This window comes from Tautonia plasticadhaerens (genome assembly GCF_007752535.1).
GTDB classification, from domain to species: Bacteria; Planctomycetota; Planctomycetia; order Isosphaerales; family Isosphaeraceae; genus Tautonia; species Tautonia plasticadhaerens.
The window spans coordinates 1,056,043-1,081,497 of the sequence record NZ_CP036426.1 but is presented as its reverse complement, the minus strand read 5'-3'; the positions used below and the strand labels follow the sequence as shown (position 1 = coordinate 1,081,497).

Sequence of the window (25,455 nt, the reverse complement as noted above, 5' to 3'; positions counted from 1 at the left end):
CCAGGAGAGCGGACGCGTGCAGCAGGCGAAGTCGATTCTCATCCGGTCGGCGCCGATCGCGCTGGCCGTCGCGGCGGTGTCGTGGTCCCCCTGCCTCTCGACGGGGGCCCGGGCGGCCGGGGGGCCGCCGGAGCCGATCCGGTCGATCCGCAGCGGGGCGTGGTCCGACCCGTCGACCTGGGAGGGAGGCCGACCCCCGGGCGAGGGCGCGATCGTGCTCATCCGCACGGGGCACGACGTCTCCTACGACGTCTCCTCCCCGGAGGTCATCCGCTCGGTCCACGTCTCGGGGACGCTCCGATTCGCCGACGACCGGGACACCCGGCTCGACGTCGGCCTGATCCGGATCAAGGCGGGCGACGCCGTCTCGGAGGAAGGATTCCACTGCGCCATGTCCGTCGCCCGCGAGGGCGCCGAGGGCCCCCGGCCGGCGCTGCTGGTCGGCACCCCCGAGCGGCCGATCCCGGCCGGGCACTCGGCCACGATCCGCCTGACCCCCGTCGAGGGCCTGGACCCCGAGTCCTTCCCGGCGATCGTCTGCTGCGGCGGCCGCATGGAGTTCCACGGCGCCCCCATGCCGCGCACCTGGACCAAGCTCTCGAAGCCCGCCGGCCCGGGCGAGGCGACGGTCGTCGTGCCGGCGGCCGACGTCCAGGGGTGGCGGCCCGGCGACCGGGTGATCGTCACCGGCACGACCCGGCAGTTCGCCCGCAACGGCCAGAGGCGGACCACCAGCGTCGCCGAGCGGCCGGCCACCGAGGAGCGCCTCGTGTCCGAGATCGGCCGGCGGCACGACGACTCGGGCGACCTCCCGATCGGGCTCGACCGCCCGCTGGAGATGGAGCACCACGCCGAGGGCGACTACCGCGCCGAGCTGGCCAACCTCAGCCGCAACGTCGTCGTCGAGTCGGCCGACCCGGACGGCGTCCGGGGCCACACGATGTACCACCGCCACTCGGCCGGGTCGATCAGCTACGCCGAGTTCCGCCACCTGGGCAAGCGCGGGGTGCTGGGCCGCTACAGCCTGCACTTCCACCTGCTCGGCGACACGATGCGCGGCTCCTCCGTCATCGGCGCCTCGATCTGGGACAGCCACAACCGCTGGATCACCGTCCACGGGACCGACTACCTCGTCGTCCGCGACTGCGTCGGCTACAAGTCCATCGGCCACGGCTTCTTCCTGGAGGACGGCACGGAGACGCGCAACGTCTTCGACCGCAACCTCGCCGTGATGGCCCTGCGGGGCGAGCCGCTGCCCGACCAAGTCCTGCCCTTCGACGGCAACCTCGGCTCGGGCTTCTGGTGGTCGAACAGCCTCAACAGCTTCACCCGCAACGTCGCCGCCGAGTGCGACCAGGACGGGTTCCGCTTCGAGGTCTTCGCCTCGGAGCGGTTCGACCCGGTCCTGCCCGTGCTCCGGCCGGACGGCTCCCGGGCGGAGGTCGACGTCCGCACGCTGCCGTTCCTGCGGTTCGAGGGCAACGAGGCCCACTGCCAGCGGTTCTTCGGCCTGAACCTGGGGGGATTCAGCAGCGGGGCCGTGCCGGGCTATCCCGCGCCCCGGGAGCTGGCGATCGAGGACGTCGACGGCGTCGGGCCGGATGGCCGCCACCCGTTCGTCATCCGGGACTTCCGCGCCTGGAACACCCACTGGGCCTTCCACGCGGGCTCGCCGAGCGTGCTGGTCGAGGGGATGGACATCCACGACTCCGAGTACGGGATCTGGCGCTGCGTGACCGACCGCCACGAGTACCGGGGGCTGTCGCTCTCCGGGATCGGGACGGCGGCCGTCTTCTTCCCCCGCCCCGGCCGGGCGGGCAAGGACGACGGCCTGGCCAACCTCCGCCCGGTCGACGACCTGCCGCCCGCGACGGCCATCACCCGGGTGGCCGAGCTACCCTCGGGGGGCCTCCGGGTGCAGGGCGTCACCGCGGACAACGGCCGGATCGCCCGGGTGCTCGTCAACGGGAACGAGGCCAGCCCGATCGGCGACGACCTCTCGGCCTGGGAGGTCGTCCTCCCCGAGACCGCCCGGGAGGACGCGACGCTCAGCGCCCACGCCGTGGACGACGCGGGGAACGTCGAGCGGACCGGGCACGAAATCGACCGGCGTCCCGCCCTCGACGTCGCGCGGCGATCCCGGGGACCGGCCGGGAGGTGATCTCCCCCGGACGGTCGATCCCCGGCCCAGCCCGACGGGGGGCTCCCGGCGGGCCGGCTAGGGGGCGATCACGGCGACGGCGCACACGCTGACGCGGCGGGTCTATCGGATGCTCAAGTACGGGGCCGAGTACGTGCGTCCGGAGCTGCAGGCGTACGAGGCGCGGATGCGTTCGGACCAGCAGCGGACGCTGCGCCGCAGGGCGACGGCGCCGGGCGACGCGCTGGTGTCGCTGCCGGCGACCGTCGACGGCTGATCGGCCCTTGCCGGCGGTCGCGCCCCTCGACCCGCCCGAAGCCGTGCTCGACGCCGAGCCGCATCGCCCCCTCCCCGCTGGCCGGGGTAAGGGGATGGTGCGTCCCCGGGGCGGCGTGGATCGATCAACGCATCGGCGAACGGGAGGGCCTCCCCCGACAGTTCATGGGGAGGCGAGGGCTTCGGCCCAGTACCAGACGCCGACCTGCCCGATCAAGATGAGGAGGTTGCCGATCGCGTGGAGGGCCACCGGGACGAAGACCGAGCCGCTCCGCAGGTACGCCCACGCCAGGAAGAACCCTCCGAGGAGATTCTCCGGGCTGGGATGACCGTACGCAACGTGCAGCAGCCCGAAGGCAGCCGCACTCGCCGTCACCGCCGCCCACGGCCCGACCGCCCTCGCCAGCGGGACGCACAGCGCGACCCGGTACAGAGACTCCTCCAGCAGGGGGGCGAACACGCACATCCGCAGCAAGGCCGGCCCGACCTGCGACGGCGCGACCGCCTGGACCGGAAGCCGCCAACCCGCCGCCACCCAGAGCCCGGCCGCCGCGCCCATGCACGCGGCGGCCACGACGCCGAGCAGGGCCGCGAGGCCGGCCCACCGCCGCCAACCGCCCGCCGGGGGAACCAGCCCAAGCGTCGGGAGATCGCCGTCGGAGAGCCAGGTGAGGGCCGCGAGGGCGGTGAGGCCGGCCGCCCAACGACCTTCGATGCTCTCGGGGTAGCGGTTGAGCCAGGCCAGCCAGAGGTCGAGCACGACCGCGAGCAGTCCGACGGCGCTCGCAGCACCGGAACGACCGCCTCGAAGTCTGCGCCCGATGCCCGTTTGCAACCCCCACCTCCGCCGCCTAACGACCAAGCTCAGCGGACCGGACCGCCGAGAGTGACCTTCGATTTTACCGGAGGGCGCCGCGGCGGGCCGGGTCCGCTGCATCGCGCGGAGGCTCATCATGGCCTCCGCGACGCCTGCGACCGAGCCGGGCCGCAGAATGGAGCGGCGACCGCGCGGGCGCCACCACCCGGAGGAGCACCACGATGAGACCCTACCAGGGGCAGCACCGAGCCTACTGCGGCGTCGACCTCCACGCCAGGACCATGTACCTGTGCATCCTCGACCCCGACGGCCGCACCCTGCTGCACCGCGACATCCCCGCCAATCCCGACGCCTTCCTCGACGCCGACGCCCCGCACCGCGACGGCCTGGTCGTCGCCTGCGAGTGCACCTTCTCCTGGTACCGGCTCGCCGACACCTGCGCCGAGCACGGCATCCCCTTCGTCCTCGGCGCGGTCAGGCGGGTTCCGTCGATTGGCCCGGGCATGCGGGACGCCGAGGGCCCAGGCCCAGGGCCAGCGACCCCGCGACCAGCCCCAGGATCGCCTGCGGCAGGAAGAACATGACCGAGCCCGCCACGAAATGCCAGCCCCGGCTCGCGTACAGGAATCTCATCCCGGGCGTCTCCCAGAGGAGGCCGCTGACCCCGTTGACGTACCCCTCCCAGAGCCGATCCGCCCCGATCCGTCCGACGAGCGGCAGTCCGGGCCAGTAGCTCAACGCAGTCAAGAGGCCCGCGGCGACGAACCCGACCCAGAACGGGCGGAGCCGGGGATTCCCGTAGAGGGCCCGATCGGCCCCCAGCCCGGCAGCAGGGACGATGAGGGCGAACGGGTAAGCCGTCGCCCTCGCCGCCTCGTCGCCGGAGAGGAGGCCGCGTGCGACCAGCGTGCCGATCGCCGCGAAGGCGATGACGAGCATCAGCCGGGCGATCGAAACCTGATGACGTCTCATGTCCCACCCCCGGGAGAGAGGCCGGACCGATGCCGCGGCGGGCCGGGTCCGCGGCAGCGCGAGGCTAGCCGTCGGCCCGCGCGAACACACGGGACGCGGCCTCCGGCAGCTCGACCGCCACGAAGCACTCGGACGGGTAGAGGTAGTCGTCCTCCGATTCGTCGATCACGCGGACGAAGCCCCGCGACGCCGCGGCTGGGTCGGGGAGCGACCGATAGACCTTGCGGACTTCCAGCGACGCGGGATAACCGTCGTTCCGGATGCACAGGAGGAACGTCCCGTTCGGCGTGATGGAGGTCATGGCGAGTCGTCCAGGAATCGCTTGATATTCAGCTCCACGCGGCCGACGCCGTGCGCCTCGTACCAGTGGACTTCGGCGTGGTGGATGGAGCCATCATCGAGGTGCACGCGCGCGAGGCCCTTGCGCTCCTGCCACCGCCCGGAACTGTAGGCACGCCGCAGGCGCGGCAACTCGCGGATCGACGGGCCGGCGGCGATGGTCTCGACGTCCGTGATCTCGCCGACGACCTCGAAATACATGGTCCCGGCATTGTGCCATCGGGCGACGCCACCGACACCACCGGGCGGGTGGCACTGGTGGCTTGCCCACCAGTGGTCAGGCTGAGAGCCCTCCGAGGAGATCACTGGTGGGCAAGCCACCAGTGCCACCCGCCGGCCCGTCGAAGGTGCGCTCTTGACAGAAGAGGCCATGAGAGCGGTTAGGCGGCGTACGCTCCGATCGGGTGCCACTGGCGGCTTGCCCGCCAGTGGCACCCAGAACCGGCCACCAGTGCCACCCGCCGGCAATCCCATGGCGGCTATCATCCTTGGTATAATTGTTTCGGCCCAACCACCAAAAGCCTTGACTCCTTGATTTCCATGACTTATCCCATGTCATGTCTCATGGTTTTGGTGCTCGACCAAGCGAGGTGTATCATGGCGGTGGAATGGTTTATTTTAGAACGCAAAGGCATTATTGATCCTCTTAGCGCATCCCAGATGCGAGATGCTGCCAAGTATGGGCGGCTCACCCCGGGTACAAAGGTTAGAATGGGAGAATCTGGGGAGTGGTTTGCTGCCAAAAGAATTAAAGGGTTGTTTGAAAACGCAAATGCCCCAGACTGTTCATCGATTCCCACCGAGATTACTCCAGTTCCTATTGAGATTGCATCGACCGAATATTCTAGTCGTGCTTTCATGACATTTGTGTATTCTCTTCCAATTCTTGCCGGAATAATATCTGTAGGTTTTCTGCATGTTTACTACAGATCAAAAGAGAATGAAAGGGCTAGACAGGCAAACGAGACGGCAAACGAGGCCGTGGCGACTGCACAGGCTTGGCTCCATGGAGAGGGAAATCTAAGCGACAGCGAAGTCGAGCAACTGCTTACTGCATCCTTAGGAGATGAGGATCTACGTGACAAGTCTTCTGTAAAAGCCGAGCTTGTCAGCATTCAAAAGCGAAGAGCAGACGATGAGGCTGACAACACGCTTAGAGAAGCGAACAAGGCACTCGACGAAGGCCAGTTGCAGACTGCAAGTGACATACTGGAAAGATATTTGAGCCAAGCCAACGGAACGATGAGAGGGGACGCAGAACTTCTGAAAAGAGATATTGAGTTGGCAACATCACAAGACGTAGCCCTGACACTCCTGCTCGGATTAGATGACAGCAGTTTTGAAATATTCAGAAACGAATTCAACTGGAGTTTTGGTGATGCCGAAATTACCCATCCGGTTTTGCGAAATCGTTGGGTGGAAACACTGCTGCAAGCACTGCCAGACGCAGAAAAAGAACGTGAGCAGATCAGGAAGACCAACGAGGCTAGGCTGATCGCTGCCGAAGAGCGAAGGGCCAGAGAAGCAGAGCAAAGTAAGTTCGATGTGCTTCGGTCGGAGCTAGCCGTTTTCCTTGGCGGAACTATCTCAGGTGACGACGCTGCACTTTGGCGAAGTCCTGTTGTCTTCAAGGAAGTGGAGAGACAAGAGCCAATATCGGTCTTCGATGAGAAGGAAGAATGGGAGTCTCAATTTCAAGTTGATCACATAAGGCTAACCGACGGAGTGCATATGAGTCTCACGGTGAAAAACATAAGCAGCTTCATGGGAACAAGCTGGAGCTGGCTCGTGTTTGCAGTCGACCCTTCCAAAGGTTATCCCCCAGATTGTTCTTTGCATTTTTCAATCGATGGAAAAATTGAGATGAATTTTTTAGAAGAGGTCATTAATACACAAAGTGTTTCCCACGCATATTCTTTCCCTTCCGGGAAGAGGAAGCAGGCGTTTAGCCCGTTGTTCCGCCGCATTGCAAATGGAAATGAGATTAGATACAAACTTACCCTCGGGTCGAAATCTGTAGAGGCCGAACTGCCCGGGGAGGCACACGAGGCAATCAAAAAGCTGGTAAATGCTGCGAAATACGAAGACAGATATATTCTTATTTATGGACGATAAACGAATGGTTCGATCGCTCTTCTTCAAATTAGCCATGTCCTGTAATACGACAGCGCCGACGGAGCACTTGACCCCAAACAAGCGTGATGCGAGCCCCGCTGCTCGGCTCATCTCGGCCCGGAGCGGGTGCGGAGCCTCTCCGGGCCGGGTCGCAACCACCCGGTTCGGCGCCCTCTGATCTCGGCGGGTGGCCGGGACAAAGCGCAGCGTGCCCCGGATCCGGGGGCCCGCGACACCGGGGCACGCTGCGCTTTGCCCCGGCCACCCGACCGATCCCACGTCGGCCCGAGGGGGATTCTCGCCCCTCCCGGCGGAAAAAGTGACTGCCGGGGCCCGGTTCCCTGATCTTAAGGGTGTACGGCCGATGCCGATCGGGTGGGACGAGGCGGTCCCCCCCCGGCCCGGCCGGGCCGATTCACTGCCCGGGCACCCTTGAGACATCCCCATGACGACGCCGTCGCAGAAGCAGATCTCGGCCAACCGCCGCAACGCCCTCCGCTCCACCGGCCCCAGGACGGCCGAGGGTAAGCTCCGCAGCCGCCGCAACGGACTGGTCCACGGGCTGGCCGCCCAGGTCGTCGTCCCCGAGGAGGACCGCGCCGCCTTCGACGCCCAGATGGCCCGCTGGGACCGGGAGATGGGCCCGGCCAACGTCGTCGAGCGGCACCTGGCCCGACGCGCCGCCGCCTGCTCGGTGAAGCTGGAGCGGATCGAACGCGCCCGCGAGCAGACCCGCCGCGAGGCCGCGCTGAAGGCCCTGGCCGGCTGGGAGAAGCGGCGCCAGGCCCGGGCCCGCCGCAAGGCCCAGGACCTGGCCCGGGATCCCAGCAACACGGTGCTCGACCTCGAAGGCACCGCCTTCGGCTGCGACTGGCTGATCCGCCGGTGGCAGGCGCTGGACGCCCCGCTGCAACTGGGCCAGGGCTGGGACCAGCGGACGGTGCTGAAGGCCCAGGCGCTGCTCGGCTTCCCGGAGTACCTGCCCGGCCCCGACGCGAATCGGGAGATCCGACGGCTCTGGATCCTGGCCGCCGCCGCCTCGCCGACGCAGGTGACGGCGCTGCCCCGGCTGGAGGCCGAGGGATCGCTGCCCACCGACCCGAGCCACGCCCGGGCCACCCTGTCTCGGTTCGTCGCCGAGCAGGTGCACCGGCTCGAAGGGCTGCGGGCCGAGTCGTGGGAGGAGGTGGAGGGGCCCGAGGGCCGGGCCGTCGCGCTGCAGGCCGCGGCGGCCGACCCGTCGGGCGAGGGCCAGTTGATGCACCGCTACGAGGTGGCGGCCGACCGCGCGGCGAACGCCGCCGTCCGGCTGTTCCTGAACCTGCGGGACCGTCGGCGCCGGGAGCTGCTGGAGCTGTCGAAGGAGGCCCGTCATAGCAGCATCCCCCGGGCCCCGGTCGGTGGCGGCTGGTGGTGCGAGGTCGACGCCGACCCGGCTCCGCCGGGCTTCGAGCGGATCCGGGAGGTCCCGATCGCCTCCCAGGCCGGGCCGATCGACCGGGTCGAGGCCCCCGACCCGACCGTCGCGGCCCCCGCCACCGACTCGGCGACCCCGGCCGGGCCCGAGGGGCCCGCCGACGACCGACTCGAATCGGCCCCGGCCGGGAGTCCGCCCCGGGGTTCGACCACCTCGGCGCGGAGCGAACCCATTTCGCCCGCCGGAACCGCGTCGAACCCGAATCGCAACCCATTGCCCCGGAACGATTTCGACACAAGATCTGCCCAGGGCTCCCCCGGCGGCGATCGGCGCACCGACCCCGTCTCGGGCCCCTCCCGACCGCCCGAGACCCGCGCCGGCTGACCCGAGGACGCGGAGACCCCGGCCCCTCGCCCCGATCTCCGATCCCCAGCCCCGGGCCGGATCCGGCCCCGACGCCCCCCCCGACCCTCGGGCCGGGAGACTCCCCGCGCCGGGCCAGCCGGAGCACAACCAGGGCCGAGTGAAATGACGAGAATGGACCGGGATTGGGCTGGCCGGGGTCCGCGCCGCGGCCCCGGGATCGAAGGGCGTCGGAGGTCGGGGGCCGAGGCGCGGACCCCGGACACCCTGCCGCCCTCCTGGGCACGCGCCCGGCGTCCGGAACCGCCCCGGTCACGCGACGGCGACGAGCCTGGGCGTCCCGATCGAAGCCGCCCGACGGGGGCCCCGTCGCCCCCTCCCCAATCACCCGAGGTCCCCGCGCCGATGCCCGTCCTCAACCCGAACGGAGATCGCCCGATGCAATCGCCGAGGCCGGGCGGCCTGCGCCCGACCCCGGCCCCATGCGGGCCGCTCCCGACCCCGGCCCCGTGCGGGCCGGGCCCCGGGGCCGGGTCAGGGGAGGTCGGCCGTGCACTGGTCGATGAGCCAGGAGTCGACGTCCGAGAGCATCGCCGGGGTGATCGACCGCGCCGACTCGTAGGCCCGGGAGGTGACCCGGATCCCGGCGTTCCGCAGCAGGGCCACGTCCTTGCGGGCGTCCTCGATCGGCGACCGGGCGTTCCAGAGGCTCTGCAGGGCCAGGACCCGGAGCGACCGGCAGTCCTCCCAGCGCCTCAGGGGGCGGAACCCCCGGGGGATCCAGCCGTTGAGGGCCACGACCCCGGCGAACCGGTCGGGGTTCGACAGGCCGATCCGGTAGGCCAGGGCCGCCCCCTCGCCGATGCCGACCAGGAAGATCCGCTCGGAGTGGACGTGCAGGGCCCTCCGGGTGCGCCGGACGGCCGAGAACAGGGCGTCCTCGATGGCGTCGTACGGGTCGGCCAGGCCGTAGGTCAACACCCGGGAGACGACCTCGGCGGGGTCGACCTCGTCCCACTGGGGGCCGGGCCGCCGCCTCGGGTGGCGGAACATGGGGCCCCAGTCGAAGCCGCTCGGCTGGCCGCCCCGGGTCAGGGGCTCGGGCCCCCGGAGGCCGAGCCCGACGTAGTTCCGCCAGCTCATCGTCGGCATCGCGTCGACGAGCTGCTGCTCGTCCCCGCCCCGGCCGTGCAGCAGGACCAGCAGGGGATAGGCATAATTGGGCTCATAGCGGTGCGGCACGAACGTCGCGTCGAGCGAGGGGTCCGGGCCGCTGCCGATCAGCTTCTCGATCGGGCCGGGCGTCCGGTGTTCGTGGTGCATGGCGCGGGGTCCTCTCGGCGGGTGCATCACGTCTCAGGAAGGGTCCCGGCCTGCGTCGTCCGGCCTGTCCAGGCGATCAACTCGGACCGACGCCCCCGGTCGCGATTTCGGGCGGCTCACTCCTCCGCAAAGCATAGCCAGGAAATTGCCGTGCTTCAACATTTTGCCCAGTTCATAACCCCGTTTCCGGGAGGCGAGTTCCGACCATCTCGGACATGCACAATCTGCGGGCGTGGCGGAGAATGGGGTCAGTTCGTCTGGAGGGTCTGCACGATGCCTGGCAAGCCCGGTCGTCCTGGCAAGGCCTCCGGGCGTCGGTGCCGGGCGGGGACCTCCGGGGAGGCCCCGCCCGGGCATCCGGGGGGGATCAGCCGCTGTTGCCGGGGAAGCCCCCGGGGCGATTCGGGAACGGCGAGGGCCGGCCGGGGGTCCGGTCGAGCTGGGCCTGCCGGCGCTGCTCGAGCAGTTGCCGGAAGGCCTGGAGGCGGGCCCGGTAGAGCTGGATCCGCTGCTGCTGGTCGGGCCGGCCGACGACGGGGGGCCTCGGGTTCGGGGTCGGTTGCGGCGAGGGGGAAGGATCGGGGTCCGTCGGGGTCCCGGGGGAGTACGGGGAGTCGGGGCCGACGGGGGTCGGCAGGGCCAGGGTCATCGGGGCCGAGGCGTAGAGGTTGTCGGCCTCGTCGGCCTCGTCGATCGTGTTCTCGGGGTCGACCTGGACGATGACCCGGCCGAGGCCGTTGCCCAGCTGGAGGCCGAACGGCAGCTTGCCGGGCAGCTTCAGCTGCTGGGTGACGGTGGTCGAGGCCCCGGCGGCGATCCCCTCGGGGAGTTCCCCGTGGCCCAGGACCAGGGCGCTGGTCAGCTCGCCGTTGGGCCCGCCGAGGAGGTAGCGGATCTTGATCGGCCCGGAGGCGGCCTGGCCCTGGTTGGTGATCTGGGAGGAGACCTGGAAGGTGCCGCCCCAGGTGAGGGTGGCCCCCGGGGTCAGCACGTCGGCGGGGGCGAGGTCGGGCCGGGGCGCGGCCGGGTCGGCCGGCTCGGCGGCGGGGTCGGGGGAGATCGCCAGGACCTCCCAGTCCACGGCCCGGCCCTGGGGGGGCTGGGCGGTCAGGGCGGGGGTGACGTCGTGGTCGGCGTCGGCGACCACCCGGGCGATGTACCCCCCGGCGGCCGGGAAGTCCTTGGGCGCCCCCCCGGGCAGCCGGACCACGGCGGTCACGTCGACCGACTGGTACGGCAGCAGCTCCGGCACCTCCAGGTCGCCGACCAGGGTGACCTCCTGGCCCGACCCCACCGCCACCCCCGGCGGCGTGAGCACGACCCGGGCGGTCGAGGCCTCGGCCGGCCCCCCCAGGGTGTTCTCGACCCGGGCGGTCACCCGGACCGAGTCCCCCCAGGCGAGGGTGTTCTGGTCGAACCGGACCGAGCGGATGGCCAGGCTGGCCGGCTGGTGGGGGACGACGATGACGACCGCCGAGTCGACCCCGACCCCCCGGTCCAGGTTGTTCGCCGTGTCCAGTTCGGCGACCGCGTTGCCGGCGTCGACCACCAGGCCGATGTGGACGGCGTTGTCGGCGCCGACCCGGGGGACGGCCGTGGGCGGCAGGTCGAGCACGGCCTCGAAGGCCTCGTCCGCCCCGGCCTCCAGGCCGTCGAAGGCGATCGAGCCCATCTTGACCGCGCCGGTGGAGCGGTCGGCGGCGGTGGAGACGTACACGTCGACCTTGAAGGGGGTGTCGGCGTCGGCGGTCCCCTGGTTCCGCAGGGTGCCGCTGAGCTTCAGCTCCTGCCCCCAGTCGCCGTAGGGCTCGGACCGGAAGGAGACGGCGACGAGGTCCGGCGCCTTGGCGCCGGCCGCGACGGCCTCGGCCGAGGCGGAGAGCAGCTGTCGCCCTTCCAGGGGTTCGAACCGCAGGATCTTCGGGCCCCGGGAACCGGCCCGACGCCCCGCGGCGTCCCGACGGTCGTGCGTCGGCATCGTCGTCTCCTCCTTGAATCTCGTCCCCGAACCGTCCGTGTGGTTCGGGGGTCGCCCGTCGACATCCGTGCCCGCCTCTCGGCGGGCTCGACGGGCGAACCTCGGCCCCGAGACGGGGCCGAGCCGGTACCATATCGAGCCGGACCCGCCAGGTCAAGCGTGTCCTGCCCGCCGGGTCGCGATCATGCCCCCGGCGGCGGGCCGTCGTCGAGGGTCCACTCCCGGACCGCCCGCTTCCGCTGCTGGACCTGCCTCGCCATCGGGCCGAAGTGCTTGTGGCGTCGGTCGCCGTCGGCGGCGGCGGCGGGCTTGCCGCCGTCGAGCTTCCGGGCGACCGCGTGCTGCTTCCTTCGCTTCTTGTCGGAGGCCATGGCTCGGGCTCCTCGCCGTCGGGATCGCGTCCCCCTCGACGGCCGGACACGGGCCCGGGGGCGTCGGTTCGCCGAGAACTCGGGCCGGCCGTCCCGAGGGGCGGTCAGGGCCGGCGGCGCCCGGACCGTCCCGCGAGCCCGCGGCTCACCGGCACGGCCCGGTCGGGAGTCGGCCCGGGCGCGGGGGCCTTCGCCGGGGGATCGGGCTTCGCCTCGCCCTCGGCCGGGGCGGGGGAGGGTTTCGGGGGGCTGAGCAGGCCCCGGGCGAGTCGGGCGATGGCGTCGGGGGACCGGTCCTCGTCGAGCGGGACGTACGCCGTCTTGTCGTCGACGACCCGGACGGCCCCGGCGGGGTGCAGCCGGGCCAGGGCCTCGATGCGACGGGCGTTGCGGTAGGTCAGCACGAGGAACTCGTCCTCGACGTGCAGCCGGGGCACCATCCAGTGCTCGGCCAGGATCCGGAGCTCGGCCTCGGCCAGCAGGTGATCGGCGGGGGGCGGCAGCGGGCCGAAGCGGTCGGCCAGCTCCCGGCGGAAGTCTGCCAGCCGTTCCGGGCTCCGGAGCCGGCCGGCCCGGCGGTAGAGCTCCACCTTCAGCTTGTGGGACGGGACGTAGTCGGCCGGCAGGTAGGCCCTCCAGGACAGCTCGATCGAGCAGTCGTACCGAGGGCGTTCCCCCTTGCCGGTCAGGGAGCGCACCGCCCCCTCCAGGAGCGAGCAGTACAGCTCATAGCCGACCGCCTCGATGTGCCCCGACTGCTCCGCCCCCAGGATGTTCCCGGCCCCCCGGATCTCCAGGTCCCGCAGGGCGATCTTGAACCCGGCGCCCAGGTCGGTGAACTCCTCGATCGCCTTGAGCCGCCGCACGGCGTTCGGGGTGACCGCCTTGCTCTCCTCCAGGATCATGTACGCATAGGCCCGGTGCTTGAAGCGCCCGACCCGGCCCCGGAGCTGGTGCAGGTCGGCCAGGCCGTAGCGGTCGGCCTCGTGGATGAAGATGGTGTTGGCGTTGGGGATGTCCAGGCCGCTCTCGATGATCGTCGTCGCCACGAGGATGTCGGCCTCGTGGCGGACGAAGCTCATCATCGCCTTCTCCAGCTGCTCCCCGGTCATCTGGCCGTGGCCGACGAGGATCCTCGCCTCGGGCACCAGCGCCTGGATGCGGTCGGCGACCGACTGGATGTCGAACACCTTGTTGTGGACGAAGTAGATCTGGCCGTCGCGATTCAGCTCCCGCTGGATCGCCTGGCGTATCATCCGGTCGTCCCATCGGGTGATCCGGGTCTCGATCGCCTTGCGATCCGGCGGGGGCGTCTCCAGGTTGGAGATGTCCCGGATGCCGAGCAGCGCCATGTGCAGGGTCCGGGGGATCGGCGTGGCCGAGAGGGTGAGGATGTCCACCGTGGCCCGGAGCGACTTGAGCCACTCCTTGTCCTCGACCCCGAAGCGCTGCTCCTCGTCGATGACGATCAGCCCCAGGTCCTTGAAGGCCACGTCCTTCTGCACGAGCCGGTGGGTGCCGATCAGGATGTCGACCGTGCCGGCGGCGGCGTCCTTGAGGACCTGCCTGATCTCCCCCCGGGGGCGGAAGCGGTTGACGACCTCGATCCGGAACGGGAACTCGGCCATCCGCCGGGTGAAGGTGCGGTGGTGCTGCTCGGCGAGCACCGTGGTCGGCACCAGGACGGCCACCTGCTTGCCGGCGTCGGCGGCCTTGAAGGCGGCCCGCATGGCGACCTCGGTCTTGCCGTAGCCGACGTCCCCGCAGATCAGGCGGTCCATCGGCCGGGGCTGGGCCATGTCCCGCTTGATCGACTCGATCGCCGAGAGCTGGTCGGGCGTCTCCTGGTAGGGGAAGGCGGCCTCGAACTCGGTGAGCCAGTGCGAGTCGCCCTCGGGGAAGGCGATGCCGGGCTTGCTGGCGCGCTGGGCCTGCAGGTCGATCAGGTCCTGCGCCAGGTCGACCACCGCCTCGGCGACCCGCTTCTTCCGCTTCTCCCACGAGGACGAGCCGATCTTCGAGAGCGGCGGGTCCGCCTTGCCGCCGCCGACGTACTTCTGGACCAGATCGATCTTGGCGACCGGGATATACAGCTTCGTCCCCTCGGCGAATTCGAGGACGAGCTGCTCCTCGGCGTAGCCGAGCCCCTTCTCCTTGTCGACCAGCTGCAGCCCGCGATATCGGGCGATCCCGTGGTTGATGTGGACGACGAGGTCCCCCTCGTTGAGGTCAAGGAAGCTGTCGATCGCCCGGGTCTCGTAGCGGCGGCGGCCCGTGGAGCGTCGGACCTCGGTGCGGTCGAACAGCTCGTGGTCGCCGATCACGAGCAGGCCGGCGTCGATCAGGTGGAAGCCGGATCGCACCCGGCCGGTCGTCAACTCCAGCCTCCCCTCGCGGACGAGGTCGGTGCCGGCGAAGACTTCGCCCAGCCGCTCGATCTCGGCGGCGTTGTGGCAGGCGATCAGGACCCGGTGCCCGGCCGAGGCGGAATCCAGCTCGGCCTTCACCTTCGACAGCTCGCCGCTGAACCGCTCGACGCTCTCCACCCGCAGCCGGCAGGTCGTCTCCAGGCTGGCCGAGGCGACGGCCGACAGCGCGATCGAGGGCCGCTCGGTCAGGCGCCGGAACGTCCCCTCGACGGTGAACAGGCCCCGTCGGCGCTCGACCCGGGCCAGGTAGTGCCCCCCCTGCTCCTTCAGGTCCTCCGGCTCGACCAGCGCCACCCAGCTCCCCCCGGGCAGGTAGTCGGCCAGGTGGCCGAGGGCGTCCGGCGCGTGGTCGGCGATCGCCGAGGGGGTGGTCAGGGAGACCGACTCCAGGGCCCCGAGCGAACGCTGCGACTCGGGGTCGAACGGCCGGATCGACTCCACGTCGTCCCCGAAGAACTCGATCCGGACCGGTTCCGGCCGGTCGGGCGGGAACACGTCGAGGATGCCGCCCCTGAGGCTGAACTCGCCGGCCACCTCCACCACCTCGACCCGGGCCATGCCCCGGCCGCCGAGCCAGGCGATCAGCCCCTCCACCGCCACCGCCTCGCCGACGGTCACCACCCGGGAGGCCCGCCCCAACGCGGCCGGGGTTGGGACCGGCTGCATCAGCGCCTGCATCGAGGCGGCGACGATCCGGGGCGGGTCGTCGAGGAACCGGCGGGCGACCCGGAGCCGCCGGGCGAGGATCTCGTCGCCGGGCTTCGACTCGCCCGGGGGGCGATCCCAGGCGGGGAGGGTCTCGACCGGGACGCCGGCGAAGGCGGCCAGGTCGCCGGCGAAGTCGTCCACGTCCCCGACGTGGGGGATGACCACCAGCAGCGAGCCCGACGCGTGCCAGGACAGCGCGGCGGAAGCCAGCGGCGCGGCCGACCCCCAGGCGCCGTCGATGGTCGCCCCCCTGCCGTTCTTCAGGGCGGCGAGCACCTCGGAGAACCCGTCGGAGCGCTGGATCAGCCGGGTCAGGTCCGTCAGGCCTCGGGGCTCGGCGGCGGTCGATCGGGCGGGGACGTCGGGCATCGCTCCCTCGATGATCGGCGACAGGCCGGGTGGCTGAGCCCGGCTGCTGAGCCCGGCTATTGTAGGGAAATCCGCCCGGATCGCCCATGCGGATCGGCGACGGGGAGGGGCGTTCACGCGGCGGCGCGGAGACGCAGGGGAGATGAAGGCCGGAGGAGACGGTCCCGATCGATCCCGCCTCCCGACCCTCCTCCTCGCCCCCTCGGTCCCGAAGCCCCACGAGAGGTCCCTCCCTGCATCCCTCAGGCCGGGCCCGACTCGTCCCCCACCAGCCTCAGTCCCACGGGAAGGGCGTCGCCGAGGGCCACTCCCTGGGCCTTCGACCGCAGCTCCCGGAACTCCCGGACCGGGGCCGTCTCCTCCTCGTCGGCGCCGAGGGCGGCGAGGCGGTCGAGCACCGCGGCCCGGGTCGAGTCGTCCAGGTCCCTCGTGCGGTCGGCCGAGACCCGGCCGAGCTGGGAGAGGGCGAAGGTCAGATCCTCGGCCTCCCGGGCGGTCGAGGGTTCGACGGCCAGCAGGGCGGCGGCCCAGCGTTCGGCCACCTCCCGGGAGACGGCCGAATTCGCCGGGCCGTAGAGGGGGACCCGGGCCCCGAGGCGGCCGAGGCACCAAATCGACGACCGGGGCGCCTGGGGGCGGCCGACGACCTTCGCCAGCACGTCGCCGAGCCCGACCTTCTGCGACGGCTCCAGCCGCTCCAGCGCCGCGGCGCAGCGCCACATCTCGGCCAACTCGTGGCCCTCGGGCTTCGGGCGGTTGAGCTTCTTGGAGGCCGGGCCGATGCCGCCCTTGCCGGGCAGCAGGAACGGGGCGAGTCGGCGGTAGATCTCGTCGTGATGCGCCCGGTTCAGGCCGGCGGCGACCCGACGCCAGAGCACCCACCACTCGACCCAGCACTGGACGTCCCTGGTGTGCTGGATTCCCTGGTGGGAGGTCGGCCAGAGGGCCTTGATCCGGACCGGGTCCATCGGGAAGCCGACCCCGGGGCGGAGGCAATAGCCGGCGAGGTTCAGCCAGCGCTGCTCGTGGCGGGGGGACCGCTTCCGGTCGTCGGCCGACTCCCGGAGCGGCTCCCAGAGGGCGCGGAGGGCCGAGGGGGGCCAGTCGTCCCGGGGGAGTTCGAGCAGGTCTTCGAGCCGCTTCACCAGCCGGGCGGCCCCGCCCTCGGCCTGGGGGTCGGGCTCGGCGAAGGCGGACCGGACGGCCCCGACCGCGGCGTCGACGAGCGACTGTTCGAGCACGTCCTGCCCGGCCCCGGCCCCATCCACGGCCCCGTCCCGGGGGCCCGGCGAGGCGCCGGGGGCCGAGGGGTTGCGGAACTGGAGCTGGAGCCGCCAGCGGCGGTCGTCGGCCCGGGACCGGCACCACAATTCCAGCGTGCCGACCTCCGTCACCCGGGCGGCCAGCGAGACGGGCACCTGCTCGGCCTTCGCCTTGCGGCCGACCCGCATCACGCTCGACAGCGGGGGGAGGCCGAGCAGGGAGTTCGGGTCGTCGGGCACGAGGTCGCCGGGCCGGTCCTGGGGCCGGACGGAGCTGCTGGCGATCGGGAACAGGACCGGGCGGTCGACGGTCAGCTCGAAGGCGCGGTCCTCGATGTGGAACTCGTCCCCCTCCTGGGCGTCCCGGGGGACGGTGCAGAGCCAGGGGGTCGCGCCGTCGCCGTCCCCGGCCTGGAGGCCGATGTAGAAGGACCGGGCCGTGCCGCCGCCGATCCGGATGCCGCCGCCCCGCCGGACCACGCCGTAGTAGGCCGCCCCGTGGGCCACGGCCAGGTCCAGGGACTGGTTGGAGAGGACCCGGGGGGCGTAGGCCCCGTCGGGCTCGTCGGGGAACCAGGAGGTGACGACCTCGACGACCCGACGCCGGACGACCTCCGGGGTGAGGGCGCCGCCGTTGAAGAGGATGGCGTCGGGGCGGGCGGGTCGGGCGTCGGCGTCGGGCCGGTGCCCCTCGGGGAGGATCGCCTCGGCCCGGTGGCGCCGGAGGAACGCGGCGAGGTGCTTCGGGATCGCCGGGTCGCTGACGAAGGGCAGGCCGAACTCCTGGAAGCCGAGCTTGCCGGACTTCTCCGGATCGGAGGCGCGGTCGACGACCGGGAAGAAGCCGTCGATGGCGACCCGGCGCACCTCCTCCCGGGTCAGCTCCGACTTCAGGCTGCCGCCGATCACCCGGGAGCCCCGGCCGGGGATCGTCACCGCGACCCGCTCGGGGCCGGCCTCGGCCAGCAATTGCTCCTTGGCCGACCGGCAGGAGAAGCGGAGGGCGCTCCACTGCTCGGCGTCGAGCCGGGCGCCGCCGAGCTTCCCCTCGACGAGGTGAGCCAGGGCGAGGTCGATGTTGTCGCCGCCGAGCAGCAGGTGGTCCCCCACCGCCACCCGGCGGAACCCGGGGCCGGTGGGGGACTCGATCACGGTGATGAGGCTGAAGTCGGTGGTGCCGCCGCCGATGTCGCAGACGAGGATCAGCTCGCCCGCCCTCACCTGGGTCTGCCAGCCCTCCTGGTGGGTGACGATCCAGCAGTAGAAGGCGGCCTGGGGCTCCTCGAGGAGGGTCAGGTGCGCCAGCCCGGCCTTCTTCGCCGCCTCGACGGTCAGCTCCCGGGCCGCCTCGTCGAAGGAGGCGGGGACGGTGAGGACGATCTCCTGGGCTTCGAGCCGCGACGCCTCGTCCCCCTTCGCGACCTGGTGGTTCCAGGCGTCCCGGATGTGGCCGATCAGGGCGGCCGACGCCTCGACCGGGGAGAGCCGGGGGACGTCGTCCGGGGCCCCCCAGGGGAGGATGCCCGCCTCCCGGTCGACCCCGGGGTGGCAGAGCCAGCTCTTGGCGCTGGCGACCAGCCGGCCCGGAACCCGGGCCCCCTGGGACCGGGCGAACTCGCCGACGATCCGGGAGGCCGACGCGTCCCAGGGCAGGCTCGACGCCCCCGGCGGCAATTCCGGCCCGGCCGGCAGGTAGAGGAACGACGGCAGCATCGGCCTCGGGGCCGATTCCCCCGGCGAGACGAGCTGCGGCACCGGGAATGCCCGGATGTCGGCCGGGGGCCGGGCCCTCCCCCTGGTGTCGACGTACGAGACGGCGCAGTTGGTCGTCCCCAGGTCGATGCCGACGATGTAGCGCGATCGAGCCATGCGTTGCCTGCCACCCGGATCAGCTCGGAGTTCGTCCCGTCCCGACGCGATTCTCCCCATTCTACCCCGACCCGGCCGCCGTCGACCGGGCCGACCCCGACCTCCCCGGATTCGGGGTGCGGCGGGCCGGCCGGGAGGTTAGGATCGGTCGCGTTTCCCAGACACGCTCCCGAAGCGACGCCACCGAATGGAGTTCGGCGTGAAGAGCGATGCGCCCGCCCCCGAGACCCCGAACGAATCCGACCCGAGGTTCCCCTCCGGCCCCTGGACCGGATTCTTCCTCCAGAAGGAAGTCCCCGGCAAGCACTGGATGGAGCTGCACCTCACCTTCCGCGAGGGCACCCTCGCCGGGGAGGGGCGGGACCGGGTCGGCCTGTTCCTCGTCAAGGGACGCTACAGCGTCGACGACGGCAAGTGCCACTGGACCAAGAAGTACGTCGGCCGCCACGACGTCTTCTACCAGGGCTTCAACGAGGGCCGGGGCATCTGGGGCACCTGGGAGATCCCCCCCCTCTGGAAGGGCGGCTTCCACATCTGGCCCGAGGGGATGGCCGACCCCACCGGGCAGCACCTCTCCGCCGCCGCCGATGCGCCCGCCTCCGCCCCTCCCCCCGCACCGACCGAGGCGCCCGACGAGGAGCCCATCCCCCTCGGGGCCGGGGCGGGGGAGGAAGGGCGGGGCGACCTCGATTGGCGGCAGGGCCGCGGATCGTCCGCCCGCGACCCGGACAAGGGTTCGTGACGCCCTTCGAATAACGGAGGATGGCCCGAGTGTGTCGGCGAGACGCCTCGCGGGGATCGCCGTGCCCGAACCCGACCGAGGAGGACCTTCCTCATGGTGTCCCGGCGATTCTCCTTGCGATCCCTGCTCGCGATGGTCGCGATCGTTGCGGGGATCCTCGCCGTGTTCACGTCCGATCGAGGGGTCTCGCGGAAGGAGTTCGGGGGACTCCGGCCGGGTATGACCCGATCGGAGACGGAGCAACTGCTCCGGGGGCCGGCTCGGAACGAGGTCCACCGCGCCATCGTCTGGGTGCCGAAGGGGGGCGGCCGACGGGTCTCCTCGGAGATCAAACCCGGGGAACCGGAACGTGAGTTCTTCTCCGACGACTCGATGGACGGCACGCAGGCAGTTTGGCTCACGGAGACCGGGCTCATCGCCGTCGACTTCGGCCAGGACGACCGACTGCGGCGGAAATATTATTCGGATGTCCATGTCGTCGGATCGCCGAACGTCCTCGACTGGTTGTCGTCGATGCGCGGCAGGATTCGCAAGTCGCTCGGCCACTGAGCCGCCGGCGATTGCCACCGGGAGGGGGCCATCCCCCGCCTTCAGAATCCCTGCTTGGAGACGAGATATGGCAGTACCTTGACCCCGTCGGATCGTCGGAGCGAGATCAGGCCCTCCATCAGCTCTGCCTCCCGAGCCGATCCCCGGCCGGCGGCCCTGCGATCGGGGGGGGCCCCGGGACGCTCCTCGCCGCCGACGAGGTAGACGTGGTCCCCCTTGCCGAGCCCAAGCGACCGGACCAGGGCGATCGCCGAGGCGGTCGACCCGTCCCGGTCGGGGATCCCGTCGGGGCCAATCCAGGTCACCACGCTGACGGCGATCCCCGCCCCCTTCGCCCCGGAAGCGATCGGGCCCACATCCTCCGGGGGGGTGGTGGTGTCGTCCGACCCGGGGTCGTCCCCGGCCTCGATGCCGACCGCAACGCGACGGAGCCCCAGCGCCCGGAACCGCCCCCAGTCTTCGGGCCCAGGGATCGGCCCGCTCGACCGGCCGACGAAGGCGTGGATCCCCTCCCGATGGGGGCGTTCGACCGGCAGGTCGGAGCGGCGAGGGGGGGCGGGACCCTCGGCGAGGGGGAAGACGGCCCGGGCGATCCGGAGGGACGCCTCGACCTCATCGGCCGGCCTCCTCAGGGAATCCGGCCCGGCGAGGAACAGCGACCGATAGGGCACGACCCCCATGCCGAGCAGCCCGGCCACGTCCCGGCAATGGCGTTCGAACGCCTCTGGGTTCCGGTGCACCGGACCCCCGCCAGCCGGGGGGCCGACGGTGGCCTGGAGCACCAGGGCGTCGAGGCCGTCGGGTGGGAGGAACGGGTTCGGGCCATAAGTGGAGCGATATCGGCGCCGGTGTTCGGCCCAGGCGGACGCGTCCCAGGCCGAGACGCGACCGAGGAGCGTCCGGAGGCCGTCGGCGCCGATCGGCCGGGCCGGAGGGGGAGGGTCGACGAGCGTGACCGAACCGGACGCGATCCGGTCGGCGAGGCCCAGCGCCATGGCCCGGATCGACGCGTCGAGCCGATCGGCCTCGGACGGGTCGAGCGTCCGGCGGTCGAGCCTCATGTTCCGGCCGACCCGGGGGCGGTCGATCGCCTGGGTCGAGCCGTCGAGGCGCCGGAGGTAGTGGCTCGGCGAGGAGTAGCAGCGATGCCACCGGCCTTCGAGGTCGAAATGGTAGCTCGGCTCGTCCCCGAGGTAGATCGAGGCGGCGCCGTGCTTGATCCCGACGAAGGCGAGCGGACCGCCGTCGACCGGGAGGAGCCCCTGGCGGATCGGATACAGGGCGCCGTGGCGGAGCAGGGCCTCGGCCTCGGTCTCGGCGACGGACATGGCGGTCGGCCCCCTCGGGCGTCGGGTCGATCGGGGATCTCGGGAAACGGGCTCAACAGGATCGGGCCGATCGATTATAGAGAGGCCGAGGCCATGCCGACCGGCCGGGTCGAGACGACTCGCCGCTCGGGGACGGGCGGGCGGGGGGATCCCCGCTCTTGCAAGGACGCAACCGCCGACCCGATCCGCCGCGACTCCGAGGGAGGGAGCCTTTGGACGCGCCCGATCCGACCACCGACACCGCGATGACGGGCGCCGACCCGGCCGAGGCCGCCGGTCGCCGCCTCCCCTGGCGAGAGGCCGCCCTGATCGGCCTGCTGGCCCTGTCGCTGAACCTCGCCGGCAACGGCCGGGCCAGCCTCTGGGACCGGGACGAGCCGAGGTACGCCGGCTGCACCCGGGAGATGCGCCAGAGCGGGGACCTGATCAACCCCACGTTCAACGCCGAGCCCCGCTACCACAAGCCGGTGCTCATCTACTGGCTCATGCTCGCCGGCACCGCCCTGGGCGGCGACAACCCGTTCGGCGCCCGGCTGGTCTCCTCCGTCGCGGGCATGGGCGTCTGCCTGATGACCTGGGCCCTCGGCCGTCGCCTGTTCGGCCCGAAGGAGGGGAGGTGGGCGGCGCTGGCCCTGGCCACGGCGCCGATCATGGTGGCCGAGTCGAAGCTGGCGACCACCGACGCGACCCTGCTCGTCTGGTTCGTCGGCGCCCAGTGGGCGATCTGGGAGCTGTCGCAGAAGCCCAGCCGGCTGGCGACGGCCGCCTTCTGGAGTTGCATGGCCCTCTCGGTGCTGACCAAGGGGCCGGTCGGCCCGGCGTTGATCGTGGCCGCCTCGGGCCTGACCTGGTGGTTCGGCGGGCCGACGCTCGGCTACCGACGCCTGCTCGCCCCGCTCTGGCCCGACGCCTCGGGCCTGGACGAGGGGCTCCGCTTCCGGGAGGCGATCGCCCGGGGGGGGATCGCCGGGCTGTTCTCCTCGGCGATCACGGCGGTCGAGCTGACGGCCCGGGTCGCCGGGCGATGGCTGGCGAGCAACTGGGGGGTGCTGCTGTTCCTGGCGATCGCCCTGCCCTGGTACGTCGCCATCGGGATCGCCAGCGAGGGGGCGTTCTTCAGCGTCGCCTGGGGCTACCACGTCATCAAGCGGGCGACCGAGTCGATCGAGACCCACGGCGGGTTCCCGGGCTACTACGTCGCCCTGACGATCCCGCTGCTCTACCCGTGGTCGGCCCTGCTGCCGGCGGGGATCGCGGGGCTCTGGAGGCGTCGGAAGGCGTCGATGGCCGCGGCCTTCGTGCTGGGGTGGATCGTCGGGCCACTCCTGCTGCTGGAGGTGGCCCGGACCAAGATCATCCATTATTACCTGCCGGCCTACCCGGCCTGCGCCCTTGTGGTGGGCTGGCTGGTGGTGGCGCTGTCGAGGTCGGAGGTGAACCTCCGGCGCTGGACGCTGGGCGGCACCTCGCTCGGCCTGCTGGCCGGGCTGGGGGTGGCGCTCACGGTCGGCTCGCTGGCGGGGGCGGTGGCGTTCCCGGGCGGATTGCGGTGGTCGTGCCTGGCGTTCTCGGCCGTGGTGGGGGTCGGGACGTTCTACGCCGTGGAACGCCTCCGGGGCGGGTCGGCGGAGCGGGCGGCCTCGGCCCTGGTCGGGTCGTGGGCGGCGGCGCTGTTGATCTTCGGGGCGGCGTTCCTGCCGAGCGTCGAGCCCTATCGCCTGCCCCAGAAGGTGGCGGCGGCCCTCGACGAGGTCGAGCGGGAGGAGGGGGCGGTGCCGGTGCTGGCCTCGTTCAAGCCGCCGGGGATCGTCTACTCGATCGGCCACCCCGTCCCCGAGTTGCTCGGCCGGGCCGGGGCCGACCTGATGGCCCGCCGGGAGGGGCCGCTCGTCTCGGCACTCCTGCCGGTCGAGGTCGAGGCGCTCCGGCAGCACCCCCGGCTGGAGGTGGAGGAGCGCGGCACGATCCGCGGCTTCAACATCGAGCGGTTCAAGAACGAGGAGCTGACCCTCGCCGTGATCCGGCCGAAACCCGGCTCGATCTCACCCGACGGCGGCCCCGCCCCGAGCGTCGCCCGGGGCCGTCGCGTCGAGGGCCGGGGAGCCGAGCCGACGCTCGTAGAGTGACCGGATCCGGTCGACCATGACCTCGTGCCGGAACCGATCGGCGAACCGGCGTCGGCCCTCCCGACCGAGGGCCCGGCGCCGGTCGTCGTTGCCGGCCAGGTCGAGGATCGCGTCGGCCAGGGCCCCGCGGTCGAGGAACGGGACGAGGATGCCCGTCTCGGGAGTGACCACCTCCCTCGCCCCGTCCACGTCGTAGCTGATCGCCGGGCGGCCGACGATCAGGCCCTGGGGCAGGACCCGGGCGAGCCCTTCCCGGTAGCTCGGGTGCAGGACCGCGTCGCAGGCATTCAGCAGTTCCGGGATCCGACCCGGCGGCACCAGCCCGGTGAAGGTGATCGCGTCCCGGACGCCGAGCCGGTCGGCCTCGGCCTCCAGCCGGTCCCGGAGGATGCCGCTGCCGATCCAGACGAACCGCACCTTCGGATTCGCCTCCAGGACCCCCGGCGCGATGCCCAGGAGGTCCTCGTGCCCCTTCCGCTCGAACAGCCGGGCGACGGTGGCGAAGGCGACGGCGTCGTCGGGCAGGCCCAGCTCCCGGCGGACCTCGGACCGGGGCCGGGGGGGGTCGAGGAACGGCCCGACCTCCATGCCGCTGTAGATCGTCTCGTACTGCTCGGGAAGGCCGACGCCCGCGGCGAGCGCCTGCTCGGTCATGGCGTCGCAGACGCTGACGATCGCGTGGCAACGGCGGGCGGCCCAGCGCTCCAGGCCGACGTAGAGCCGGTTCCGCCAGGGTTTTTCCGAGGGGCCGAACGGCAGGCCGTGGATCGTGTGGACGACCAGGGGCACCCGCTCGTCCCAGGCCGCCGCCCGGCCGACGATCCCGGCCTTGGAGCTGTGCGTGTGGACGACGTCGGGCCGGAGCCTCCGGAACGCCTGGCGGAGCAGCCGATACGCCTTCAAATCCGTCGACGGCCGGATGGCCCGGACCAGTTCCGGCATCAATTCGACCTTCAGCCCGCCCCGTTCGGCCCGGTCGAAGAGGTCCCCCTCGGGCCCCTCGGCGGGGCCGGTGATCAGGGTGACGTCGTCTCGGTGGCGGTGGTGCAGCCCCTCGACCGTCAGCAAGGTGTTCTCCTGGGCGCCGCCGAGGATCAGTCGGGTGATCACGTGGACGATCTTCATGGGGCTCCGGGCGTCAGCGGCCCTCCTCGACGGGGGGGATCGGGGCGGGCGCCCGGTCGTACCGGACGTATCGCAGGAACAACCCCTGCGGAGGTGCGGTCGTACCGGACGTATCGCAGGAACAACCCCTGCGGAGGTGCGGTCGGCCCGGCGTCCTTACGGCTCTGGGCGGCCAGGGCCTCGGCGGCGAACGACTCGGGGCGACGGCCGCCGCCGATTAGCACGAGCGTCCCCGTGATCGACCGGACCATGTTATAGAGGAACCCGTCGGCCTCCACCTCGAGCGTCACGACCGGGCCGTCTCGGGCCACCCCGATGTCGAAGATCGTCCGGACGCTGCTCGTCCGGTTCGGCCACTCCGTCTCGAAGCTCCGGAAGTCGTGCCGGCCCTTCAGCGCCTGCGAGGCCCGGTGCATCCGCTCCTCGTCGAGCCCGGTGCCGACGTGCCAGCAGTAGCGGAGGCGGAAGGGGTCGGGGATGGGGGCGTTGTCGATGACGTATCGGTACCGCTTACTCCTGGCGTCGAGCGTCGCGTGGAAGGCCTGGGGCACCTCCTCGGCCTCCAGAACCCGGACGGACCTCGGCAGCTTGGCGTTGATGCCCCGGAGGAGCACGCCGGGGCCCAGCTTCGACGCCGTGTAGAAGTTCACCACCTGGCCGAGGGCATGGACCCCCGCGTCGGTCCGGCCGCTGGCCGTGGCGTCCGGCCGCTCGCCGGTGATCTGCTCGACGGCCGATTCCAGCGCCTCCTGCACGGTCGGCAGGCCGGGCTGGCGCTGCCAGCCGTGGAAGTCGGAGCCGTCGTAGCAGATCGTCAGCTTGAGGTTCCGCATCGGG

The 25,455-nt window shown here is 71.5% G+C and carries 18 protein-coding genes; 6 read left to right on the top strand and 12 right to left on the bottom strand.

The window, feature by feature from the left end; genetic code table 11:
* The first annotated feature begins 16 nt into the window (after positions 1 to 16).
* A complete protein-coding gene (locus ElP_RS04070) occupies positions 17 to 2,161 on the top strand; it encodes a G8 domain-containing protein (RefSeq protein ID WP_231749473.1) in 2,145 nt (714 codons plus the stop codon).
* Between the two features lie 418 nt (positions 2,162 to 2,579).
* Here ElP_RS04070 and ElP_RS04065 read toward each other — a convergent pair whose 3' ends face one another.
* The 4 genes from ElP_RS04065 to ElP_RS04050 form a co-directional block, all read right to left on the bottom strand.
* The gene (locus ElP_RS04065; RefSeq protein ID WP_197446696.1) at positions 2,580 to 3,176 is read right to left on the bottom strand and encodes a CPBP family intramembrane glutamic endopeptidase; all 597 of its coding nucleotides are present in this window, start codon (positions 3,174 to 3,176) and stop codon (positions 2,580 to 2,582) included.
* Between the two features lie 531 nt (positions 3,177 to 3,707).
* Positions 3,708 to 4,205 carry a hypothetical protein gene (locus ElP_RS04060; protein WP_145267416.1) on the bottom strand — a complete coding sequence of 166 codons (498 nt, stop codon included), beginning with the start codon at positions 4,203 to 4,205 and terminating at the stop codon, positions 3,708 to 3,710.
* 64 nt (positions 4,206 to 4,269) lie between these two features.
* The gene (locus ElP_RS04055; protein WP_145267415.1) at positions 4,270 to 4,506 is read right to left on the bottom strand and encodes a hypothetical protein; all 237 of its coding nucleotides are present in this window, start codon (positions 4,504 to 4,506) and stop codon (positions 4,270 to 4,272) included.
* A complete protein-coding gene (locus ElP_RS04050) occupies positions 4,503 to 4,745 on the bottom strand; it encodes a hypothetical protein (protein ID WP_145267414.1) in 243 nt (80 codons plus the stop codon). The genes ElP_RS04055 and ElP_RS04050 overlap by 4 nt, the downstream gene beginning before the upstream one ends.
* A 396-nt stretch (positions 4,746 to 5,141) precedes the next feature.
* On the opposite strand from ElP_RS04050, the gene ElP_RS04045 reads away from it, so the two are divergent.
* Both ElP_RS04045 and ElP_RS04040 read left to right on the top strand, forming a co-directional pair.
* On the top strand, positions 5,142 to 6,659 hold the full coding sequence (locus tag ElP_RS04045; RefSeq protein WP_145267413.1) for a hypothetical protein: 1,518 nt from the start codon (positions 5,142 to 5,144) through the stop codon (positions 6,657 to 6,659).
* A gap of 445 nt (positions 6,660 to 7,104) precedes the next feature.
* Positions 7,105 to 8,460, top strand: coding sequence for a hypothetical protein (locus ElP_RS04040; protein WP_145267412.1), 1,356 nt, complete (start codon positions 7,105 to 7,107; stop codon positions 8,458 to 8,460).
* A 513-nt stretch (positions 8,461 to 8,973) separates the two neighbouring features.
* Here ElP_RS04040 and ElP_RS04035 read toward each other — a convergent pair.
* The 5 genes from ElP_RS04035 to ElP_RS04015 all read right to left on the bottom strand — a co-directional run bounded on the left by ElP_RS04035 (position 8,974) and on the right by ElP_RS04015 (position 18,748).
* Positions 8,974 to 9,762 (bottom strand): alpha/beta hydrolase, encoded by a 789-nt coding sequence (locus ElP_RS04035; protein WP_145267411.1) that lies wholly within the window; start codon positions 9,760 to 9,762, stop codon positions 8,974 to 8,976.
* 367 nt (positions 9,763 to 10,129) lie between these two features.
* Positions 10,130 to 11,740, bottom strand: coding sequence for a CARDB domain-containing protein (locus tag ElP_RS04030; RefSeq protein ID WP_145267410.1), 1,611 nt, complete (start codon positions 11,738 to 11,740; stop codon positions 10,130 to 10,132).
* 182 nt (positions 11,741 to 11,922) lie between these two features.
* The gene (locus ElP_RS04025) at positions 11,923 to 12,111 is read right to left on the bottom strand and encodes a hypothetical protein (RefSeq protein ID WP_145267409.1); all 189 of its coding nucleotides are present in this window, start codon (positions 12,109 to 12,111) and stop codon (positions 11,923 to 11,925) included.
* A gap of 104 nt (positions 12,112 to 12,215) precedes the next feature.
* The gene (gene mfd, locus ElP_RS04020; RefSeq protein WP_145267408.1) at positions 12,216 to 15,617 is read right to left on the bottom strand and encodes a transcription-repair coupling factor; all 3,402 of its coding nucleotides are present in this window, start codon (positions 15,615 to 15,617) and stop codon (positions 12,216 to 12,218) included.
* A 242-nt stretch (positions 15,618 to 15,859) separates the two neighbouring features.
* Positions 15,860 to 18,748 carry an Hsp70 family protein gene (locus tag ElP_RS04015; protein ID WP_145267407.1) on the bottom strand — a complete coding sequence of 963 codons (2,889 nt, stop codon included), beginning with the start codon at positions 18,746 to 18,748 and terminating at the stop codon, positions 15,860 to 15,862.
* Positions 18,749 to 18,947: 199 nt separating this feature from the next.
* On the opposite strand from ElP_RS04015, the gene ElP_RS04010 reads away from it, so the two are divergent.
* Positions 18,948 to 19,490: a hypothetical protein gene (locus ElP_RS04010; RefSeq protein WP_145267406.1), complete on the top strand. Its 543-nt coding sequence runs from the start codon at positions 18,948 to 18,950 to the stop codon at positions 19,488 to 19,490.
* 219 nt (positions 19,491 to 19,709) lie between these two features.
* Complete coding sequence (locus tag ElP_RS04005; RefSeq protein WP_145267405.1) at positions 19,710 to 20,039, top strand: hypothetical protein; 330 nt, start codon at positions 19,710 to 19,712, stop codon at positions 20,037 to 20,039.
* A gap of 41 nt (positions 20,040 to 20,080) precedes the next feature.
* On the opposite strand, the gene ElP_RS04000 is transcribed toward ElP_RS04005, so the two are convergent.
* Positions 20,081 to 21,367, bottom strand: coding sequence for a hypothetical protein (locus ElP_RS04000; RefSeq protein WP_145267404.1), 1,287 nt, complete (start codon positions 21,365 to 21,367; stop codon positions 20,081 to 20,083).
* Positions 21,368 to 21,579: 212 nt separating this feature from the next.
* Between ElP_RS04000 and ElP_RS41045 the strand changes: the two genes are divergently transcribed.
* On the top strand, positions 21,580 to 23,493 hold the full coding sequence (locus tag ElP_RS41045; protein ID WP_231749471.1) for an ArnT family glycosyltransferase: 1,914 nt from the start codon (positions 21,580 to 21,582) through the stop codon (positions 23,491 to 23,493).
* On the opposite strand, the gene ElP_RS03990 is transcribed toward ElP_RS41045, so the two are convergent.
* The gene (locus tag ElP_RS03990) at positions 23,410 to 24,618 is read right to left on the bottom strand and encodes a glycosyltransferase family 4 protein (protein WP_145267403.1); all 1,209 of its coding nucleotides are present in this window, start codon (positions 24,616 to 24,618) and stop codon (positions 23,410 to 23,412) included. The two genes, ElP_RS41045 and ElP_RS03990, sit on opposite strands and share 84 nt — an antisense overlap.
* Positions 24,615 to 25,451: a tRNA pseudouridine(38-40) synthase TruA gene (gene truA / locus ElP_RS03985; RefSeq protein WP_145267402.1), complete on the bottom strand. Its 837-nt coding sequence runs from the start codon at positions 25,449 to 25,451 to the stop codon at positions 24,615 to 24,617. The genes ElP_RS03990 and truA overlap by 4 nt, the downstream gene beginning before the upstream one ends.
* Positions 25,452 to 25,455 lie beyond the last annotated feature (4 nt).

Bases quoted from the DNA above. Each gene is read 5' to 3' on its own strand.
- truA (WP_145267402.1), bottom strand. From the start codon at position 25,451: ATGCGGAACCTCAAGCTGACGATCTGCTACGACGGCTCCGACTTCCAC.
- ElP_RS04055 (WP_145267415.1), bottom strand. From the start codon at position 4,506: ATGACCTCCATCACGCCGAACGGGACGTTCCTCCTGTGCATCCGGAAC.
- ElP_RS04045 (WP_145267413.1), top strand. From the start codon at position 5,142: ATGGCGGTGGAATGGTTTATTTTAGAACGCAAAGGCATTATTGATCCT.
- ElP_RS04015 (WP_145267407.1), bottom strand. From the start codon at position 18,748: ATGGCTCGATCGCGCTACATCGTCGGCATCGACCTGGGGACGACCAAC.
- ElP_RS04025 (WP_145267409.1), bottom strand. From the start codon at position 12,111: ATGGCCTCCGACAAGAAGCGAAGGAAGCAGCACGCGGTCGCCCGGAAG.
- ElP_RS04050 (WP_145267414.1), bottom strand. From the start codon at position 4,745: ATGTATTTCGAGGTCGTCGGCGAGATCACGGACGTCGAGACCATCGCC.
- ElP_RS04000 (WP_145267404.1), bottom strand. From the start codon at position 21,367: ATGTCCGTCGCCGAGACCGAGGCCGAGGCCCTGCTCCGCCACGGCGCC.
- ElP_RS04035 (WP_145267411.1), bottom strand. From the start codon at position 9,762: ATGCACCACGAACACCGGACGCCCGGCCCGATCGAGAAGCTGATCGGC.
- ElP_RS03990 (WP_145267403.1), bottom strand. From the start codon at position 24,618: ATGAAGATCGTCCACGTGATCACCCGACTGATCCTCGGCGGCGCCCAG.
- ElP_RS04040 (WP_145267412.1), top strand. From the start codon at position 7,105: ATGACGACGCCGTCGCAGAAGCAGATCTCGGCCAACCGCCGCAACGCC.
- ElP_RS04060 (WP_145267416.1), bottom strand. From the start codon at position 4,205: ATGAGACGTCATCAGGTTTCGATCGCCCGGCTGATGCTCGTCATCGCC.
- ElP_RS04005 (WP_145267405.1), top strand. From the start codon at position 19,710: ATGACCCGATCGGAGACGGAGCAACTGCTCCGGGGGCCGGCTCGGAAC.
- mfd (WP_145267408.1), bottom strand. From the start codon at position 15,617: ATGCCCGACGTCCCCGCCCGATCGACCGCCGCCGAGCCCCGAGGCCTG.
- ElP_RS04030 (WP_145267410.1), bottom strand. From the start codon at position 11,740: ATGCCGACGCACGACCGTCGGGACGCCGCGGGGCGTCGGGCCGGTTCC.